Source organism: Neoalteromonas facilis, assembly GCF_002807665.1.
Taxonomy (GTDB): domain Bacteria; phylum Pseudomonadota; class Gammaproteobacteria; order Enterobacterales; family Alteromonadaceae; genus Alteromonas_E; species Alteromonas_E facilis.
On record NZ_PEAY01000004.1, the window covers coordinates 630,943 to 651,065 of the forward strand.

The following is a 20,123-nucleotide window of genomic DNA, read 5'->3' on the forward strand; positions in this document are numbered from 1 at the left end:
TAGGCTAAAAAAAATGAAAAAATTTCAAACTTTTTTAGCCTACCTTTCGACTTTACTACTACACAATCAACAACAGGACGATTTGGGTGTTCACCACAACCGATGAACAACTAATTAAAAAGGCGTTAGGTGGTAGCAAGAAAGCGTGGTTTTCGCTCATTAGCCGCTACGAGAAATCGCTGTTTAATTACGGTATCAGAATGACTGGTAGTCGTGATGACAGTCTCGATTTAATGCAGGACATTTTCGTATCAGTGTTTCGCAACCTCGCCAGCTATCAAGGAACGGGCTCATTTAAGAGTTGGTTATTTAGAATAGCGCATTATCGCTGTATCGAGTTTTATCGTCGGCGCAAACCGCATGTCAGTTTGGATGATACGCCAGAGCCTGAGGCAGACTTTCACTCGCAATCGCCAGAATGCGAAATGCAGAGTAATCAAAGTCAGGCCCAAGTATTAATGGCTATGCAACTGTTACCGGTAAACCAGCGTGCCGTAGTGGAACTTAAATTTTTTGGTCAATTTACGTTTGAGGAAATTGCTGATCAGTTGGGGATCTCACCTAACACTGTAAAGTCGCGTCTTTACACGGCATTAGACAAACTTAAGGGTCATTTGGAGGTTGAATATGTCTAAGGATTATCAATCAGAATTATTTTCAGCTTGGTTGGATGACCGGTTGAGTCATGAACAGCGCCAAGAGTTTGAAGCGCTGTGTATCAGTGATGCTGCATTTTCAGCACGCGTCGCAAACGCAAATCATATCAAGATAGTCAGTGATGCGTATCATCCTGAAGAGGTGCCTGCATGGAATCGTGAAGCCACCTTTGATATGCCGCAATCGTTGCCTTGGTGGCAGTCACCTAAATTAGCGTTGTCATCCTTTGCATGTTCCGCTTTTGCAATTGTTTTGGCCTTGAGCAACGTGCAAGTGTCGGTCACTGATGATGGTGTGAATGTTGGCTTTGCTGAACGGGTAACCAACGCCCAGATCGACGCATTGGTAGCCCAACGCATTCAAGATTATCAAGATAATAATCAAGCCATGTTTGCCCAATATGTTGACGCATTAAACCGTCAACAACAGGAAAGCAGTGTGCAGCTTACAGAATATTTGCTGTCATCGAGTCGACAGGAGCGGCGCGAAGATTTCGCAGAACTGGTTAAGTTTCTGAACGAGCAGCGTAGCGATGATCAACTGTTTTACGCACGTCAATTGAACAACTTACAACAAGAAATCTATGCGCAAAATGGTATCCGCGCAAACGTACCGACTATCAACGCTGATCAAAGTCAGCTACCGAATGAATAATGTGGAGTTTATGATGAAATTTAAATTAATTACGACAGGCCTTTTGGCGCTTTCTGCAACCTTTACCTCGGTAGCAGCAACCAACTATGCCAATCTAAGCAAAGAGCTGGAAATTATGGATAGTGTTTTAGTGACGTCTCTACGGCAGTCTTCAAACGAATCTATGGTTCGGTTTAGAAGCATAGAAACGAGCTACCTAGCTGGCCAAGGTGTTGTTTTTGAAGTTAACACCAGCCGCAGAGGGTGGGGGATAGAGTTAGATATTCGACAATTTATTCCCAGTGTGCCGGTGGCGCCCGCTGCACCCGTAATGAGAAGTTCGGACGAAGATGGAATGAGCTTTGAAGTATCAGAAGAATGGGAAGAGTACATTGAAAACACCGTACAGTCTTTTGAAGACGCATTTCGAGCTAACAATGAACAAATGCGAGATGTTAGAGATAATGTACGTGATCTTGAGTGGGAAACACGTGAATTAGAGCGCAGACAACGTGATCTTAATTTCGAATTGCGAACAGCCGTAAATGAGCGCAAAGCTGAAGTTGAAGAAGAGCTGAAACAAATCCGCAAAGAAGCGGCAAAGCTTGAGGAGAAAAAACAAGAGCTGAACAAATATGCGGAAACTATTGAAGCAGAGCAAAAAGAGCAGGTTGAAAAGCAGCGCCTAGCCAAAGAACAAGCCAATAAGGCCTTTTTATCATCTTTCGAAGACATGATTGGTGACACACTATGCCGCTTTGGAGCAGGACTACGCGCGCTGCCAAAAGATGAGCATATTAGTTTTGTGCTGAAAGAGTTTGATACCGATGAGCGTCGTAAGGCTCAAGATAGAGTATATGTGTTCGCGCAGTCCCAAATTAGAGCGTGCGTACAAGAGAAAATCGATGCAAAAGAACTGTTAGCACAAGCCGTTGTGTATAACTTCTAGTCTCAACGCTAAAGACCGCCTAACGCCAGTTAGGCGGTGCCCTCGCAACAACATCTCTTCATCAATAAAACAAATTTACTCGAAATGAGACCTAATTCCCCATTTTTGCGTATAGTCTTTTAAAGCCCAAAATGATGAAACACTATGACTGAGCAAACTAACAAGCAAGTTCTTAAGGCCGACAATATCCCGCAAGAAGCGTTTGATTGGTATGACGATTATGCACACGGCGACATGTCACGCAGACGATTTGTGCAGTTGTTGGCAACCCTGCCTGTAGCAGGTATTACGCTCGGTACGATAACCAGTGCGCTCACCCCAAATTATGCCTTGGCTGAACAAGTAAGTTTCAATCACCCTGGCATCAGAGCTCGATATGAAACATTCGAATCACCTTCATCACATAAACAAGGAAAAGGTTACTGGGTTGCCCCTAAAGATGTAACAGAGCCTCTGCCTGCTGTGTTAGTTGTGCATGAGAATAGAGGTTTGAATCCTTACATCAAGGACGTAGCACGACGGTTAGCCCTTCATGGTTATGTAGCATTCGCGCCCGATGCACTGCATCCATTGGGCGGATATCCCGGCAATGATGATGAGGGGCGAGCCATGCAAAGAAGTCTTGAGCGTAGCGATATTGAAATGGATTTTATGGCTGCTGCTGATTGGCTAAAGGCGTCAAGTAAAACGACAAGCAAAGTTGGAGTCGTTGGGTTTTGCTTTGGCGGGTACATCAGTAATTTGCTCGCGGCGACTAAGGCCGATGTTATCAGTGCAGCCGTTCCTTATTATGGCACGCCAGCATCACCTGAACTCCAAGCACGGGTCAAAGGCCCTCTGCTGCTACATTTCGCTGAAATGGACAAACGAGTCAATGCGACATGGCCAGACTATCAAGCCATTTTAGACAAACATGACGTGCCCTATGACGCTCATGTATATGCTGGCGCGCAACATGGGTTTCACAATGACTCAACTAGTCGCTATAGCGCGAATGATGCAGAACTATCATGGCAACGCACGCTAGCCTTTTTTGATTCTCAGCTTAAAAGTTAATACCTACCGTAAGGTCGCGTTCCGACATTACTACAGAGGTTCCTTTAGTAGCAGTATAAGCATGCTCCCAGCCAATTCAGTTGGGCGGCACCAATAAGGCGCATAAGCGAATAATGGTTCGGACGCTCTGTTAATGCTTTTTGCTTAAATGGCAGTCCTGTTCAGGACTGCTTGGCGGCTGCTGAGGGGTAAATGCCCTTTAATCCAAAAGTACTCGCTTTTTTCTTTTTTCGTCTATTGTAAATACATATCCCTTGATGTTTATCGGCAGTAGGAAACATTGAAACAAGCAAACCTGAGTCAGCGATTGTCCCAAAGTGATGTGGCAACTTTAATGCGTCAAATGATGTGGCGCATTGAAGATGGTATTTGCATTATCGATGAGAATTTCAATATTGTTGAGTCAAATCAGACGTTTGCAGATATGTTAGGGTATTCCTATGAAGAACTAATGACACTGCATATATGGGATTGGGAAGCAAACTTTACGGAGCAAGATATTCGACAGATGTTTCCTGATTTTGCCGAGCTGCAAACAACCTTTCAGACTTTGCATAGACGAAAAGACGGTTCTGAATATATTGCCAATATCACCGCAGGTGGCACTGCTTTTAAAGGCGAGTCATATGCATTTTGCATCGTAAAAGATGTCACTAAACATGCCATAGTAGAACGTGAGTTAATAGAACTTAGGCAAGCGGTCGATCAAGCCAATGACTGCGTGTTTATGTTCGATCCTGAAACTTTGCTGTTTACCTATACCAATCAAGGTGCAGAGAAACAAGTCGGGTATTCATCGGAAGAGCTATCGCGAATGACCCCCGTCGATATCAAGCCTAACTTTACGGAACCCCAATTCAGAGAGCTTGTGCAATATATGTTTGAACACCAGATGTATGTTCACAGATTCGAGACCGTGCATAGACATAAAGATGGCCATGATGTTGATGTTAGTATCAATTTGCAATTGATCCGTTCCCAGCAAGGTAGGGATAAATTTATTGCTATCGTGCGAGATATAACCGAAGAGAAGCGTTTGCAACGTGAGCTAGTTGAGCATAGAGATAACTTGGCAAAGTTAGTCGATGAAAAAACCTATGATTTAAAATTAGCCAAAGAAAAAGCAGAAGCTGCAAACTTAGCGAAAACTCTGTTCTTGGCCAATATGTCACATGAAATACGTACACCTATAAATGCTATTAATGGCTACGCCACCCTGCTGAATGAGGGCAAAATAGATCAATCAGAACGTCACTATGTCGACAAAATAAAAATCGCGAGTATGCATTTGCTCGACATGTTGAGCTCAGTATTAGATCTTTCCAAAATTGAATCAAATGCATTCGAACTCAAACACGAGCCACTTTCGGTTCGAGAACTATTGTCAGGCACATCGGCGATAATTGGCGATTCAGCAGCGCAAAAAGGGATAGAAGTTGAAATTGATGTTGGATTTGAAGAAGACCGCTTTATAGGTGACAAAGCCAGTCTTCAGCAAGCGTTGCTGAACTACGCGTCAAACGCAGTTAAATTTACAGAGCAAGGGAAAATCATTATTCGCGCAAGTATGCTGGAGAGATCTACAAAAACTACGCTACTGCAGTTTGAAGTAATAGATACGGGTATCGGAATAGAACAACCTCAATTGGAAACACTGTTCGAGGCGTTTGAACAATTAGATAATAGCTTTACCCGAGCTCACAGTGGAGCTGGATTAGGTTTAGCCATTTCCAGAAAGTTAGCCCGCTTAAATGGTGGCGATGCAGGCGCATCTTCAATACCCGGCGAAGGGAGTACTTTTTGGTTTACGTGCAGATTAGAGCTTGATACAACCAGCCTGCATTCTGAACAATCATTATCGCCTTCGGATATTTTGGCAGCGTTGAATTCTGAATTGCGAGGGCACAACATTCTGATCGTGGATGATGAGCCTGCAAATGCCGAGATTTTGGCCACATTTTTAGCTGATATGGCAGGCCAGAATGTCACTACAGTGAACAATGGAGAGTTAGCCGTTAATGCGGCACAGAACCAATCCTTTGACTTGATTTTGATGGACATTCAGATGCCGGTAATGGATGGGGTGACTGCCGCAAGACACATAAGGAATATTCAGAGTTCGAGCTCACCGCCTATTGTGGCCTTAACCGGAAACGCTTTTTTTGAATCCGAATTGGGCGATGACGACGTTCTCTTTACCTCTGTTATTACCAAGCCGTTTCACGCTGATGACATTTTTGCTGTCACTCACAAGGTATTATTACAATTGGAAGCGATTTAGCTTAAGTAGAGCTTTATAACACTGCTGTATCTTAGAGAAAAAATCAATACACCTTGCGAGCAATACAGACCAAATCGCGGGAAATGCTTTCAATGACTTATTTCTTAATGTCATGCCTGCATCGAGATGTTGCCCTTACCAAAGTCTCTAAAACGAGAAATCCCATTGGATTTGATAGCGAGTCCTATCTACCTGTTCATTCTGATTGATTGATGCCGATAGCTCACTAACTTGAAATGTCACTTTGTTCTTATGCTTATTAAGAAATAAATTCAACGCTAGAGAAGCTTCATCAAAAACATTATTTACATTATTCAGGTCCGTTTCATATTCAGCATAGCGAGTTGCCAGTTCTAGGTTATCAGGCCACCATTCAAATATACTATGAAGGAAATAACCGGCTTGAACATAAAACCCCTCATAATTGACTTCAGCATTGTTATTAAACGTATCTTTAATGACTTTCTCATGATATTCCGCTTGTCCACTAAAGCCTTTATACATAAGTGCAGCGTCTAATGTATGTTGTGATATTTTAAATTGCCCAGCGTCACCAACGTTAAACCCTTCCAAACTGCCACCACCAGAGGAAGAAAAACGAGTGTAACGACTTTGGTGATCTGCTATAGCAAGCCCGAGTGATAGCACTGGTTCCTCGGAGTAAGTCAGGTCACTGGACTTAAAGCCAACAGCCTTACCAAAGGGATTCCATTCAACTCGACCAGAATACATAAAGTGATTGTCATCATTTGAACTTCCACCTCTCCCAGACCCATTGAATACCCCTGTCCAATAATTGAAATTTGCTGCGCCACCAGCATCGACTTGCCCGTATAAACTGATCCCTTGTTGTCTATCGATTGTGAAAACTCTGTTTATGATGGACCTGTCCATCATCTGCTGCCCACCACTGCTAATGGAGCGTTCTCTAGAATATTCAGCCTTCCATTGTCCTAGTTTTAGACTTAGCTCTTTACTGCGTTCTATGCGAACATCAAAATCGATAAGTCGATTACTCGCGAGCTCATATTGAATATTGTATTTCAACCATGAATAGTAAGTATGTCCAGTTAACTTCAACCGAGCTCTATTGATTTCTAATGAGTTTTTGCTCGGTTGTTCGAATCCCTCTAGACTTGTTGGTTCACTATCGAATGGAGATGAGCCTCTAAACTGAATACGTAACTGCGGCTTAAGGGAGTATGTACCGTCATCACTGACCCAGTTTATGCTTGTCGACGAAGTTGCGCCGCCAACTTGAGCGAAAACTTGGGGGGCGAAAATTACTAAGAATGCAAAGCAGACTTTGAAAGTAATGGAAGAGGTTTTATTTAACATTTATGCGCACCGGCTTTAGCTATTAAGCTGAAGTCTAAGTAAAGATCTAATTGATGCAACCGATTTGTCACATTTCTGTCATAAAACTGTCATATTTATTTGCTATCTTTTTCTGGCTTGAGGGATTATTGATACCATCAGATACAAAAAAGCCCCCTTATAAAGGAGGCTCATTGTCTTTCAAGCGCTTATCCGTTTTGCTCGTCGAGTAGTTTTGATTTCTTCTCGATTTTACAGTCTAAAATACGTTGTGTATTTTTTCTGCCGATGTAAAAGGCCACAGCGAATGGATGTTTTGGCTTGAAAAATTTTGCAAATGCATTAGCCATAAATTTCTCCTAAACCTTTTGGGCTTTCGCACTATACCACTATTCGCTTTTTGTTGGCAAGGTTTAAATCTTCTAGGTTTTCAACCAATTAAAGTGGCTATGACTTAAGATTGCTGATTAACAAATCAATAGCGACCCTTAAATAGAAGAAAATGGTCGTCATTTCTCGTTTCTCTGCGTACCACATTACTGAATAGGCTTATACCACGCCGGTTGATAGCCATTGACCACGATTTTCTTTTCGCCCGAGCCATCCTTATTCATGATGTACATATCCCAAGTCTCGCCTCTATTGGATGTGAATATAATTTGCGAGCCATCTGGTGACCAAGTCGGCATGCTGTCATAATATGCATTGTTGGTGAGACGAGTTTGATTCGAACCATCAATATCCATTATGTAGATTTCAAAGTTACCCTCTCGTTTAGAGATAAACGCAATTTCATTTCCATCGGGTGACACTTCTGGCTGCCACTCTTCAGCTTCAGTTTGGGTTAGCTGGATTAAGTTACTACCATCGGCGTTGGCGATACTGATTTCACTTTTTTTATCATTGAATTGGGCGTGAAACACTATTTTGCCATCTGCCGTAAAATAGGGCGCTCCACCACTCAATGGCTTGATTTGAGTCTTCTTACTGCCATCAGCGTTCATGCTCCAAATTTCGTTTTGGACAATATCATTGTGATCTCTGTAGGTACGTGCAAATGCGATTTTATTTCCATCCGGGGACCAAGCCGGAGAGCTATCCCAGACATTTTGCTTTTGCGTTAAACGCTGCCAATTTGTCCCGTCTTTATTTATCGTATGAATAGACCAGGTTTTTCCATCATCGTACTTCTTATAAAAAGCAATATGCTGCCCGTTTGGAGACCAAGCCAAATAACCACCACCACTGAGTGGTGGATGGGTAATCTGGACTTTTGACTTTCCGGTCGGATCGGTCAAATAGATCTCAATATCGCCTGAGTCATTTGATGAAAATGCAATGACATTGTCCTTTGCTTCCATGCTGTTCACTTTGCTACACCAACCAAAGCCAATCAGTAGCAAGACAATGAAAATCTTTATGTGTTTCATATCGGTTTCTCTCAATAAGCCAGGCCTTAAGATTAACAATTCACGATTAGGTGCATTTAACTGAGCGTTCAATGTTTCAGTCTGTCAGTACAAATATGCATGAACACACTAAATGTTATCAGCGATATTAGGCCGCGTATTTTATACTGCTATACCCGACTAAACAGCAAGGTTTAATACTTGACTAAATTAGTAGGTTATGAAAAGATCCGCGCCAATCATGAGGTAGGTAAAAAAGACCATGAAATTAACTTCAAAAGGGCGATACGCCGTCACTGCGATGTTAGATCTTGCCTTGCATTCAACCAAAGGTCCCGTGCCGTTGGCTGATATTTCAGAGCGCCAAGAAATATCGTTGTCTTATTTGGAGCAATTGTTCTCAAAATTGAGAAAAGAACAGTTGGTTGACAGTGTCAGAGGACCTGGCGGTGGTTATTTGTTGGGGCGTGAAGCACAAGCGATTTCAATAGGCGAAGTGATCCGTGCCGTACATGAAACTGTCGATGCCACGCGTTGTCAGGGACAGGCTGATTGCCAAGCGGGCGAGCGCTGTCTTACACATAGCCTATGGCAAGACCTCAGTGATCGCATTAATCATTTTCTTGATGCTATTTCACTTAGTGAGTTGATGGCAAAACGGGATGTGAAAAAGGTAGCTGGTCGCCAAGATAAGTGTCAGTCGTTACAACTGGGTGACGATATCGAAGTCAGTATTCAGCTGTAGGGCATAATCAGTCCGCTGAATATCAACGAATCAGCCTCATCCGCAGGCGTTTTTATTTTTGAGTAAATTACTCAGGTATTATAAAATTGCGGATTAATTTTTGTTGGCGTGAATGTGGTGCAAGACGAGGCGCTACAGGGTGTGTATTCCTGTTATGAGGCAATCACAGAGACCTTTTTATCACGTCAACATAGACAGGCAAACAAGCGAGTTCAAAAGATGAGTGAACAAATTGAACAGGCGTTAGAACGGAAATACGAGGCAGGATTTTATTCTGAGATCGAATCCGAAACGTTTGAAAGCGGTCTAGATGAGTCGGTGATCCGTCGTATCTCGGCTATTAAGGGTGAACCCGAATGGATGCTTGAATGGCGACTGAAGGCTTATGAAGCCTGGTTGAAAATGGATGAGCCTGACTGGGCACACGTCGATTATCCGAAGATCGATTATCAAGCAATTTCATACTATTCAGCACCGAAAAGTATGAAAGATAAACCCAAGTCACTGGAAGAAGTCGACCCGGAATTATTACGCACATACGAAAAATTAGGTATTCCACTGCATGAGCAAGAAATGCTGGCAGGTGTAGCCGTTGACGCAGTATTCGATTCTGTTTCGGTCGTGACAACGTTCCGCGAAAAGCTAGAGGAAGCCGGCGTTATATTTTGTCCAATTTCCGAAGCAATCCAGAAATACCCTGATTTAGTCAAAAAGTACCTAGGCTCGGTTGTACCCCGCACGGATAACTTTTTTGCTGCACTGAACTGTGCCGTGTTTACTGACGGCTCCTTTGTTTATATACCAAAAGGCGTACGTTGCCCGATGGAATTGTCTACGTATTTCAGGATCAATGAAATGAATACCGGGCAGTTTGAGCGCACGCTCATTGTTGCCGACGAAGGCAGTTATGTCAGCTATTTGGAAGGTTGTACTGCACCACAACGTGACGAAAATCAGTTACATGCAGCTGTAGTAGAGTTGGTCGCGCTAGACAATGCTAAAATCAAATACTCAACAGTACAAAACTGGTATCCGGGTGATGAAGATGGCAAAGGCGGTATATACAACTTTGTGACGAAGAGAGGCGTGTGTCATACCAATGCGCATATTTCTTGGACACAAGTCGAGACGGGTTCTGCGGTTACCTGGAAATATCCTAGCTGTATCTTAAAGGGTGATAACAGCGTGGGTGAGTTCTATTCGGTTGCTTTGACGCGCGGTCGTCAACAAGCTGATACCGGCACTAAGATGATCCACCTTGGCAAAAACACGCGTTCCACCATTATTTCAAAAGGGATCTCAGCCGGTAAGAGCAATAATGCTTATCGTGGTCTTGTGCAAATGGGGCCTAAAGCTGACGGTGCGCGTAATTTCACCGAATGTGATTCGTTATTGATAGGCGATCAGTGTGGCGCTCATACCTTTCCGTATATTGAGAGTCGTAATCCCTCAGCCATAGTTGAGCATGAGGCGACTACATCTAAAGTCAGTGATGAACAATTGTTTTTATGTCAACAGCGCGGTCTTGATCCAGAAAAAGCGGTATCAATGATTGTTAATGGTTTCTGTAAAGAAGTATTCAAAGAGTTACCGATGGAGTTCGCTGTCGAAGCCGGTAAATTGCTAGAAATTAGTCTTGAAGGGTCAGTGGGGTAGTAATGCTTAAAATTAACAACTTACATGCTAGCGTCGAAGATAAGGTCATTTTGAAAGGCCTGAATCTGGAAATTAATCCAGGTGAAGTTCACGCAATCATGGGCCCTAATGGCGCAGGTAAAAGTACACTTGGATATGTTTTGTCTGGTCGTGACGGATATGAAGTAACGCAAGGCTCAGTATCGCTTGATGATAAAGATTTGTTGGACATGGAAGTGGAAGAGCGTGCTTGCAATGGCTTGTTCTTAGCGTTCCAGTATCCGGTTGAAATTCCAGGCGTGAGCAATATGGAATTCATGAAAGAGTCGGTTAATGCCGTGCGTGAGAGCCGTGGAGAAGATGCTCTATCAGCCGCTGAGTTCTTGAAGTTAGCTAAAGAAGCGTGCAAACAAGTGCAGCTACCTTTGGACTTTTTAAAACGTGGCGTCAATGAAGGTTTCTCTGGCGGTGAGAAAAAGCGTAATGAAATCATGCAGATGATCTTGTTGCAGCCAAGCTTGTGCATTCTAGATGAATCAGATTCTGGTTTAGACGTAGATGCGCTTCAAGTGGTTGCAAATGGGGTTAATAGCCAACGTGATGGAAAGCGTAGCTTTATCGTTGTCACTCACTACCAGCGTTTGTTGGATTACATCAAGCCTGATTTTGTCCACATTTTGGCTGACGGTGAAATTGTGAAAAGCGGTGATGCATCATTAGCGCTACAAGTTGAAAAAGAAGGCTACGCGTTCTTAGGTAAGGCCTATGCGGAGGCAGAGGCATGAGTCAATGGCTTGAACAGGTCATTGATGCGGCAAAAGGCGTAAATGACTACTTAGCACCTGTTCGTCAACAGGCGTTAGCCAAGCTTGAACAGGATGGTTGGCCTCGTGGGCGTAACGAAGCTTGGCGCTTTACGCCGTTGACTGCGGTTAAAGATCGAGCTGCAGTGACCGAAACCACGCTACGTCAAACAGACGCTCCGGTGATTGAAGGTTTGGGTGCCATAGATTTAGTCTTTGTAGATGGGCGCCTTGCAACAGATCTGAGTGCAATTTCATTGCCCGATGGCTTAGACATTGTTGCGTTGGACAATGCGAATGATGCAATACAAGCGCGTATATCAGCAGTATTTGGACAAATTAAGCCACAGCGACACCTATTTGGCTTGGTCAACGATGTATTGTGTCAACAAGGCGTCTTTATCAATGTTAAGGCCGGATGTGTTGTTGAAGCACCCGTGCGTATCGTTAACATCGCCTCACAGAACGTTGATGCGCATACACGCGTATTGGTAAATCTTGAAGCTCAAAGTCGTTTAACTGTAGTTGAGCATGGCTGTGGTGATGTTGACAGTTTAACCACTGCATTTGCTGAATATGTGATTGGTGAAAAGGCTCGTTTAGAGCATTACCGTCTGGCAATGTTCACAGGCAAAGCAAAACACGTCGGCGGTAGCCACTTTTCTTTGCAAGATGAATCGCGCTTAAACAGTACGCTGGTAGGGTACGGCAGCGAGTTATCTCGCTTAGACGTGGATATTATTCATGCCGGTGAACATGCCAAAGCGAAGATGAATGCTATTTACTTATTGGCTGAAGGCGAACTTTTTGATCTGCATTCAACCATTGAACACGCTGTACCGAATGGCACGACTGAAGAGAATGCGCGCGGGATCATCGGTGATCGTGCACGCGCAGTATTCAATGGCAGAATTCATATTCATCGTGACGCGCAAAAGACACTAGCAGAGTTGAATAATCGCAATCTCTTGTTGTCGCGCAGAGGCATTATCAACACCAAACCTGAGCTAGAAATTTATGCAGATGATGTGCAGTGCGCTCACGGTGCAACGGTTGCCGAGATTGAAGAAAAGGCATTGTATTATCTTCTCAGTCGAGGGATTGAGCGTTCTAAGGCGCTCGTGATGTTGAACTTTGGCTTTATTCAAGAGCTGGTTAATGCAATGCCTAACGAAGCACTTCGCGATTGGTTGTCACCACAACTCAGCGAGCGCTTTGTGACAATGGAGGTCAAATGAGCTTCGACGTAGCTGCGATCCGAGCCCAGTTTCCGTTATTGCAAAAAGAAATTGACGGAAAGCCGTTGGTTTACTTTGATAACGCGGCGACTACGCAAAAGCCTCAAGCTGTGATCGACGCCTTGGTGGATTACTACACCCAATGCAATGCAAATGTGCATCGTGGTGCGCACCATCTATCGGACGAAGCCACTCGGCGTTATGAAAAGGCTCGTGATGTTGTAGCCCAGTTTATCAACGCGCAACATCGTGAAGAAGTGATTTGGACCAGTGGTACTACAGAAGCCATCAACCTTGTCGCGAACGGGGCTGGACAATTGTTGAAGCCAGGCGATGAAGTACTCGTCACCGAGTTGGAGCACCATGCCAATTTGGTTACATGGCAACAAGCGTGTAAGCGCAGTGGTGCAACGCTAAAAGTTGTGCCTATTTTTGATTCGGGCGAATTAGATATTGGCGCGTTTGATTCATTGTTATCCAGCAATACGCGTTTGGTGGCAATGCCACACGTGTCAAATGCATTAGGTACGGTAAACCCCATTGTTGAGTTAACCGCTAAAGCCAAACAGTTTGGTGCTTGGGTGTTGATTGATGGTGCTCAAGGTATTGCGCATGGTGGCGTTGACGTGCAAGCGATAGGTTGCGATTTTTATGCATTTTCAGGGCATAAATTATTTGCCCCAACCGGTATTGGTGCCCTTTGGGGGCGAAAATCAGTACTGGAGAGCTGGCCTGTTTGGCAGACGGGCGGTGAAATGATCCACGACGTGACATATCAAACGGCTACATGGGGCTCGTTGCCTAATCGGTTAGAAGCCGGTACGCCTAACATTGCGGGGGCTATTGGTATGGGCGCGGCCATTGAATGGTTCTCTGCGCTAGATACTGCTGCCGTGCAGGCGCATGAACAAGCACTATTACGTTATGCGACTGAAAAAGCCAGTGAGTTTGAGGGCATCCGTTTGATTGGTACTGCTCCTCACAAAGTGGGCGTGCTTAGCTTTTTGCTAGAGGGCGCGCACCCTGCTGATGTAGGCTTTATTTTAGACAAGCAAGGCGTTGCCATCCGTACCGGTGACAACTGTGCCCAGCCACTGATGAAAAGATTGGGCATTCCGGGGACGGCGAGAGCATCGTTCTCTATTTACAACACCTTTGAAGAGATAGACCGCTTCTTTGCAGCGCTTGAAAAAGCCAAAATGATGTTGGCGTAGGAGATGTTATGAGTGTTGAAACATTTGTACCGAATAAACAGATTATTTCATTGACCGACAGTGCAATTCGCCATTTTCAGGGCAAGCTAAAAAATCATCCTGATCAGATCATTCGCTTGTCGACAAAAGCCAGTGGTTGCACAGGTTATGCCTATGTACTGGATTTTGCTGATGCGCCAGAAAGTACTGACGAAGTGGTTAACATTAATGACCAACTTACCGTTGCTGTTGCGGCTGATGCCATAGGATTGATCCGTAATACTGAAATTGATTACGTCAAAGAAGGCATAAACGGTGTGATCAAATACAACAATCCGAATGTCGTGGACGAATGCGGTTGCGGTGAAAGTTTTAACGTTGGGTAATTAACAGTACTATGCAGCAAAAAATGGTAGTGACCGAGCGTGAATGTAAAGCACGCTTAGTGCCGGTTGGCAAACCAGTTGTTATCCCTGAAGGGGAATTCGTCAACATTACGCAAGATCTCGGCGGAAACTACACCATTACTTGGCGTGGGAATATGTATCGTATCGACGGCACTGACGCCGACGCGATAGGGCGAAAGGTAACGGTGTTGTCTTTCGATCCTCCTGCTGATGGCAAAATCGACGAGAAGCAGGTTTGGCAGGCATTAGAATCAGTTTATGATCCGGAAATCCCGATCAATCTAGTGTCGTTGGGCTTGATCTATAACGTCGATATTCAGCAACAATCTCATGCAGTTGTGATCAATATGACCCTCACTGCCCCAGGCTGTGGCATGGGTCCTGTGTTGGTCGGCGATGTAGAGTATCGCGTTAAAATGGTGCCTTTCGTTGAGGACGTCAAAGTTGACTTGGTGTTTGATCCGCCTTGGTCTAGAGACATGATGAGCGAAGAGGCTCAGTTAGAAGCGGGTGTTTTTTTCTAAATCCACGAGGTTATTCAATGGCATTGCCAAGCAGTGAAGAGATAGTTGACGATTTAGCTTTTTTTGATGATTGGGAGCAGCGCTATCAGTACATCATTGATCTGGGTAAGCATTTGCCCGGTTTGCCTGAAAGCGAGCGTACTCCTGAAAAGCTGGTAAAAGGTTGCCAAAGCAATGTATGGCTCAAAGCAACGGAAAAAGACGGTGTATTTGAGTTTGACGTTGATAGTGATGCGGTGATTGTGCAAGGTTTGTTGGCGTTAGTATTGGCTGCCTACAACCATCAATCAGCTAAGGCGATTGTGGATTTTGATATCGATGGCTATTTTGCTGCGTTGGATCTTGAACGTCACATCACGCCAACCAGAGGCAACGGTTTACGTGCGATTGTCGGTAAAATCCGCGAATTGGCGACCAACGCTTTGTAGACATACTTTATTCAGCACACGTGGCGTTAAATAATGTGTTTTGACGCCCATTCAAACATCAGCTCTGTTTCACATCATTATCTCATCTAACCCGCATGATCAGAGGTCGTATTAGCGCTTTCGCACGGTCTTGTATTTAGCTTTCTTACGGCTTAGTGGCTGGCTTTAATCTGCCTAAATATGATCTCGGTCAAGTCGCAATGGGCAAACATTGCGTAACCTTGCGCGCTTTTCAAATTGTCGACGAACGATTATGCCTGAATTACTTTCTCCTGCCGGCAGCCTAAAGAACATGCGCTACGCTTTTGCCTATGGTGCTGATGCCGTATATGCCGGTCAGCCGCGCTATTCACTGCGCGTGCGTAACAATGAGTTTTCCTTAGAAAAATTAGCCATTGGTATTGATGAAGCCAAAGCGCAAGGAAAACACTTTTATGTGGTTAGCAATGTGGCGCCACACAACAACAAGTTAAAAACCTATATTCAAGATTTAACGCCTGTCATTGCACTGAAACCCGATGCATTGATCATGTCTGATCCAGGCTTGATCATGATGGTGAGAGAAGCATTTCCGCAGCAAACCATTCACTTGTCAGTGCAGGCGAATGCAGTTAACTATGCGAGCGTAAAATTTTGGGCGGCGCAAGGTATTAAGCGTGTGATCTTATCGCGTGAACTAGGCTTGCAAGAAATAGAAGAGATACGCCACGAATGCCCTGACACTGAATTGGAAGTATTTGTGCATGGCGCGTTATGCATGGCCTATTCAGGACGTTGTTTATTGTCGGGTTATATGAACAAGCGCGACCCGAATCAAGGTGCGTGCACCAACGCCTGTCGCTGGCAATATAACGCTGAACCAGCGCAGCGAGATGATGTGGGCAATGTTGTGGGTAAGTGGGATCCGCAAGGCCAGCCGATCGAGCCGACGTTAGGGCTTGGGGCTTCAGCGACCGAGGATTATTTGATCACAGAACGACAACGGCCTGATGAGCCGATGACGGCTTTTGAAGATGAACACGGCACTTACATTATGAATTCTCGCGATCTACGAGCTGTTCAGCATGTGCACGCGCTAACCCAGATGGGAGTCGACTCTTTAAAAATAGAGGGTAGAACCAAGTCTTTTTACTATTGTGCGCGTACCGCTCAGGTCTATCGGCAAGTTATCAATGATGCGCTTAGTGGCGTACCTTTTAATAATGAATATTTATACGAGCTAGACAAGCTTGCCAATCGTGGTTACACCGAGGGATTCTTGAGACGGCATACTCACGATATGTATCAAAACTATGAAACCGGTGCGTCTATCTCTGATAAACAACAGCTGGTTGGTGAAGTTGTCGCGATTGAAGAGGGCAATGTGATCACCGTTGAGGTGAAAAACCGATTTGGGCTAGGCGATAGCCTTGAGCTGATGACACCCAAAGGCAATTACATATTTACGTTGCAGCAACTTGAACAGTTGTCGGGCAATACAATTGACGTTGCCCCCGGCTCTGGGCATGTGGTCAAGGTTCGGCTACCGGAGGGCATAACAGCCTCACCGATGAGTATCTTGTTACGCAACCTTGTTGAAGGGGAAACGACCAGAGGCAAAGTTGCCTAGTGCGTTGTTTTAATTGCTGGCGTGGTGCCAAATCACGGCACCCGTCTCAGCGCCATAACTGGGCTCCACGATTTGAGCTTGTACTTCTTCACATAACCAATGGCGCATCGAACTTCCCATACCGCCAGTAATAACGATGTTGCCGCCACTGAACACTAATGCCTGTTTTGCAATATCTGAAAGGTAGCCTGCACCCTCAATGATGATCCCTCTTGCGGTTTCGCAACCTTGGTTAGCAAGTGACATTACCACGGGTGCCAATTTGGCAAATGTTGCCGGTGAAGCTTGGCATAATTTTTCGATGATTTCGGTATTCCCTTGGGTACCCAGATAGGTCGTAATGGTCTCAATAAATGACGGAGTTACTTGATTGTCGACGTTGTCTAGGGCTAACAAAACCTTACGTACGGCTTGCTGTCCGATCCATGCGCCACTGCCTTTGTCACCCAATAAGAAACCTTGTCCACCCCATTGTTTGACCGTGCGCTGTTTTAATCCGGCCGCACAAGATCCAGTACCGATGATCAACACACTACCATCGGCGCCAGCATGAGCGCCAAACAATGACGTTTCCAGATCACTGGTGGCATGAAACGAAGGAAACTGTGACGCCCATAGTGCTAGTTTCTGTTTTGCACTTTGAACATTGTACCCCGCCAAGCCGGCCACAATCGGCGGCATTTGAGTTGGCGCACCAATAGGCATTTTCGCATCATTGAGAGCAGCGTGAATGGCAGTTTCAATGGATAATGTCGCGTTATCGAAATCTCGTGCGATATTGGCTGAGCCTGCTAGTCCTTTGCCAATAATGTGTAAGTTTTTATCCATCACGTAGGCACTGCATTTTGTGCCACCGCCATCGATGCCGATGCTAATCGGTGCTGGTACTGCTAACAATGGTAATCCCTGAGGTAAAACGTTTAGCGGAAATTACGCAATATTTAACCGCAAAGCGACGGTGATTGCGACAGTTAATTGCCGTTTGCTCATGCATTGGATTGAATCAGACCGAGCTACAACTGAATTAACACTGAAATGCAAACAGATGCTGCCAAAATCCACAGCGGATGCAATCGCCAGTATATGAGTCCAGCTGTAGCTAATATGACGACGATAATATCGCTGATATTGAGCATGGTTTGGCTGATAAGCGGGTCGATTAAGACAGCAAGCAGGATACCGACGACCGCGGTATTGATGCCAATCAGCGCTTGCTTTACCCCCCAATGATGTTGAAGCTGTGCCCAAATTGGCATTACTGCAAACAGTAACAGCATCCCAGGGAGAAATATTGCGACAATGCTTACAGTGGCGCCCAACAGTGGCACAGTCGGTTCAGCAGAGGCACCAATGTAAGCTGCTATGGTAAACAGCGGGCCAGGTACCGCTTGAGCCGCACCGTAGCCCATAAGAAATTGCTCTTGCTGTATTAGACCTGTTTGCACAAATTCGCTGTGCATAAGCGGAAGCACGACATGCCCACCACCAAAGACAAGCGCGCCGCTACGATAGAGCTTGTCAAATAACGCTATCAAAGGCGAATGATCAGTGAGCCCAACGAATACGAATAATCCAATAACACATAATACGCCGCATATGATGCTACTGATGGGTATCCGCCAACGAATCTCACTTTGTTGTTCAGTTTCCGAACGTTTGGCAAAGGCGAAAGTGGTAACACCGGCGACAATAATTGCGCCCATTTGCCCTTCTATGCTGGGAAATAGCACAAGCAGTACCGCGATGGCTATCGCAAAAGTCTTTCTTAAAAAGGTTGTGCATAACTGCTTTTGCATCCCCCAAACGGCTTGGGTCACTACTGCAACAGCCACCAATTTGAGACCATGTAAAGCATGCAGCGTCATTGCGTTATCAAGGTTTACGATAGATAGCGCGAATGCGGTCAATATAACCGCTGAGGGTAAAGTGAATCCGATCCAAGCTGCAACAGCCCCTGCATATCCTGCTCTGTTGTAGCCAATGGCTGCACCAACTTGGCTACTCGCGGGGCCTGGAATAAACTGACAAAGCGCTACAAGGTTGCTGTATTGTTCATCGGTTAACCAATGTCGCCTGTTAACAAATGCGTCGCGAAAATACCCAAGGTGGGCGACAGGTCCACCAAAACTGGTGCAACCCAAGCGAAAAAACACCCAAAAAATGTCTAACATTCGCATTCTAGTTGTGATGTGGATGTGTATAGGTGCAAGCCTACAAGGGTTGAGCGCAAAGATCGATACTCGCACCAATAAATCATTTTGATGCCATCATTAAGGTCGCATCAAAATGATTGCATAGTTTGGGGGAGCAGCTTATAGTGAGGTGTATGCAAACAAAACAGGTTGTCATCTAATGGCTCTCGATACGATTCCTCATGCGCAGCGCGAACGGTTAGCGTTTATAGATTTTTCATTACAGTACTTTGGTCAGGTCGCGAGAACAGACCTTATTCAACGATTTCAAACGGGGCTAGCGGCAAGCACACGTGATTTCTCACTGTATAAATCTTTAGCGCCTGATAACTTACGTCTTGTCCATCAAGACAAGCATTACCATCGTTGCGCAGGTTTTGTGCCGGTTTTTAATCATGATCCCGAAATTGTGCTGCAAAACTTAAGTCGCGGTTTCGGCGATGGCATGTCCTCGCCAGTGCAACCCTCTGCCCAATGTTTTGATGCTGTTAGACTGGTACACCCCAACGCCAGCATTATTGCGGCACTTATGCGGGCAATCCATCAACAGAAAGCAATTAGTTGCGATTATGTATCAGCTAGTTCAGGTGAACATGAACGTGAATTAGTGCCCCATGCATTGGTTAATAATGGGCATCGTTGGCACGTAAGGGCTTATGATCGCACACATCGTACATTCAGAGATTATGTGTGTACTCGTTTCACCCGCGTTGCAATCCTCGACGAAGCGCTAACCGATGCTGAACGCTCGACGTCCGATACCCAGTTTAATACCACTGTTAAGTTAATATTGGTTCCTCATCCGAGCCTTAAATACCCTCAAGCGGTTGAGCTTGATTTTGATATGCAAGATGGGCGTTATGAACTTCATGTGAAAGCGGCACTTGCTGCGTATGTTTTACGCCAATGGCAAGTGGATTGTTCGGCAGGATATCGATTCACTGGGCAAGGTTGTCAGTTAGCGCTTGCTAACCTTGATGTGCTTAAAAACGTTGAAAATCCAACACTTGCACCGGGCTACTCGGCGGCAGGATAAATTTATTCAAA

At 44.9% G+C, this 20,123-nt stretch carries 20 protein-coding genes; 15 read left to right on the forward strand and 5 right to left on the reverse strand.

Translation table 11 applies throughout. The annotated features are described in order from the left end of the window. The first annotated feature begins 86 nt into the window (after nt 1-86). From CSH93_RS14320 to CSH93_RS14340, 5 genes are all read left to right on the forward strand, one after another. Complete coding sequence (locus tag CSH93_RS14320; protein WP_100643931.1) at nt 87-635, forward strand: RNA polymerase sigma factor; 549 nt, start codon at nt 87-89, stop codon at nt 633-635. Continuing rightward, the gene (locus CSH93_RS14325; RefSeq protein WP_100643932.1) at nt 628-1,311 is read left to right on the forward strand and encodes a hypothetical protein; all 684 of its coding nucleotides are present in this window, start codon (nt 628-630) and stop codon (nt 1,309-1,311) included. Before CSH93_RS14320 ends, CSH93_RS14325 begins: the two co-directional genes overlap by 8 nt. Nucleotides 1,312-1,324: 13 nt before the next feature. Next, nucleotides 1,325-2,239 (forward strand): hypothetical protein, encoded by a 915-nt coding sequence (locus tag CSH93_RS14330; RefSeq protein WP_124748983.1) that lies wholly within the window; start codon nt 1,325-1,327, stop codon nt 2,237-2,239. 144 nt (nt 2,240-2,383) lie between these two features. Further along, entirely contained in the window at nt 2,384-3,295 is a 912-nt protein-coding gene (locus CSH93_RS14335) for a dienelactone hydrolase family protein (RefSeq protein ID WP_100643934.1), read from the forward strand. Between the two features lie 280 nt (nt 3,296-3,575). Beyond that, nucleotides 3,576-5,576, forward strand: a complete 2,001-nt coding sequence (locus CSH93_RS14340; protein WP_100643935.1) for a PAS domain-containing hybrid sensor histidine kinase/response regulator — start codon at nt 3,576-3,578, stop codon at nt 5,574-5,576. A gap of 147 nt (nt 5,577-5,723) precedes the next feature. Here CSH93_RS14340 and CSH93_RS14345 read toward each other — a convergent pair whose 3' ends face one another. From CSH93_RS14345 to CSH93_RS14350, 3 genes are all read right to left on the reverse strand, one after another. Beyond that, nucleotides 5,724-6,914, reverse strand: a complete 1,191-nt coding sequence (locus CSH93_RS14345) for a porin (protein WP_100643936.1) — start codon at nt 6,912-6,914, stop codon at nt 5,724-5,726. A 188-nt stretch (nt 6,915-7,102) separates the two neighbouring features. Beyond that, a complete protein-coding gene (locus CSH93_RS17950) occupies nt 7,103-7,243 on the reverse strand; it encodes a hypothetical protein (protein ID WP_164078382.1) in 141 nt (46 codons plus the stop codon). Nucleotides 7,244-7,429: 186 nt separating this feature from the next. Then, nucleotides 7,430-8,323, reverse strand: a complete 894-nt coding sequence (locus CSH93_RS14350) for a DUF5050 domain-containing protein (RefSeq protein ID WP_124748984.1) — start codon at nt 8,321-8,323, stop codon at nt 7,430-7,432. 241 nt (nt 8,324-8,564) lie between these two features. On the opposite strand from CSH93_RS14350, the gene iscR reads away from it, so the two are divergent. The 9 genes from iscR (at nt 8,565) to trhP (ending at nt 16,884) form a co-directional block, all read left to right on the forward strand. After that, on the forward strand, nt 8,565-9,047 hold the full coding sequence (gene iscR / locus CSH93_RS14355) for a Fe-S cluster assembly transcriptional regulator IscR (protein WP_100643938.1): 483 nt from the start codon (nt 8,565-8,567) through the stop codon (nt 9,045-9,047). Nucleotides 9,048-9,266: 219 nt separating this feature from the next. Further along, nucleotides 9,267-10,703: a Fe-S cluster assembly protein SufB gene (gene sufB, locus CSH93_RS14360; RefSeq protein WP_100644022.1), complete on the forward strand. Its 1,437-nt coding sequence runs from the start codon at nt 9,267-9,269 to the stop codon at nt 10,701-10,703. Nucleotides 10,704-10,705: 2 nt separating this feature from the next. Beyond that, nucleotides 10,706-11,467 carry a Fe-S cluster assembly ATPase SufC gene (gene sufC / locus CSH93_RS14365; RefSeq protein WP_100643939.1) on the forward strand — a complete coding sequence of 254 codons (762 nt, stop codon included), beginning with the start codon at nt 10,706-10,708 and terminating at the stop codon, nt 11,465-11,467. After that, nucleotides 11,464-12,723 (forward strand): Fe-S cluster assembly protein SufD, encoded by a 1,260-nt coding sequence (gene sufD, locus CSH93_RS14370; protein ID WP_100643940.1) that lies wholly within the window; start codon nt 11,464-11,466, stop codon nt 12,721-12,723. The genes sufC and sufD overlap by 4 nt, the downstream gene beginning before the upstream one ends. Next, nucleotides 12,720-13,937 carry an aminotransferase class V-fold PLP-dependent enzyme gene (locus CSH93_RS14375; RefSeq protein WP_100643941.1) on the forward strand — a complete coding sequence of 406 codons (1,218 nt, stop codon included), beginning with the start codon at nt 12,720-12,722 and terminating at the stop codon, nt 13,935-13,937. The genes sufD and CSH93_RS14375 overlap by 4 nt, the downstream gene beginning before the upstream one ends. 8 nt (nt 13,938-13,945) lie before the next feature. After that, nucleotides 13,946-14,302 carry a HesB/IscA family protein gene (locus CSH93_RS14380; protein WP_100643942.1) on the forward strand — a complete coding sequence of 119 codons (357 nt, stop codon included), beginning with the start codon at nt 13,946-13,948 and terminating at the stop codon, nt 14,300-14,302. 11 nt (nt 14,303-14,313) lie between these two features. Next, nucleotides 14,314-14,847 (forward strand): putative Fe-S cluster assembly protein SufT, encoded by a 534-nt coding sequence (sufT, locus tag CSH93_RS14385; RefSeq protein WP_100643943.1) that lies wholly within the window; start codon nt 14,314-14,316, stop codon nt 14,845-14,847. Between the two features lie 17 nt (nt 14,848-14,864). Continuing rightward, nucleotides 14,865-15,275 (forward strand): SufE family protein, encoded by a 411-nt coding sequence (locus CSH93_RS14390; protein WP_100643944.1) that lies wholly within the window; start codon nt 14,865-14,867, stop codon nt 15,273-15,275. Between the two features lie 253 nt (nt 15,276-15,528). Next, nucleotides 15,529-16,884, forward strand: coding sequence for a prephenate-dependent tRNA uridine(34) hydroxylase TrhP (gene trhP, locus CSH93_RS14395; RefSeq protein WP_100643945.1), 1,356 nt, complete (start codon nt 15,529-15,531; stop codon nt 16,882-16,884). A gap of 9 nt (nt 16,885-16,893) precedes the next feature. Here trhP and CSH93_RS14400 read toward each other — a convergent pair whose 3' ends face one another. After that, on the reverse strand, nt 16,894-17,781 hold the full coding sequence (locus CSH93_RS14400) for a glucosamine kinase nucleotide-binding domain-containing protein (RefSeq protein WP_100643946.1): 888 nt from the start codon (nt 17,779-17,781) through the stop codon (nt 16,894-16,896). 116 nt (nt 17,782-17,897) lie between these two features. Further along, the gene (gene chrA / locus CSH93_RS14405; protein WP_240615607.1) at nt 17,898-19,055 is read right to left on the reverse strand and encodes a chromate efflux transporter; all 1,158 of its coding nucleotides are present in this window, start codon (nt 19,053-19,055) and stop codon (nt 17,898-17,900) included. Between the two features lie 181 nt (nt 19,056-19,236). On the opposite strand from chrA, the gene CSH93_RS14410 reads away from it, so the two are divergent. Continuing rightward, nucleotides 19,237-20,112, forward strand: coding sequence for a WYL domain-containing protein (locus CSH93_RS14410; protein ID WP_100643948.1), 876 nt, complete (start codon nt 19,237-19,239; stop codon nt 20,110-20,112). Nucleotides 20,113-20,123: the final 11 nt, after the last annotated feature.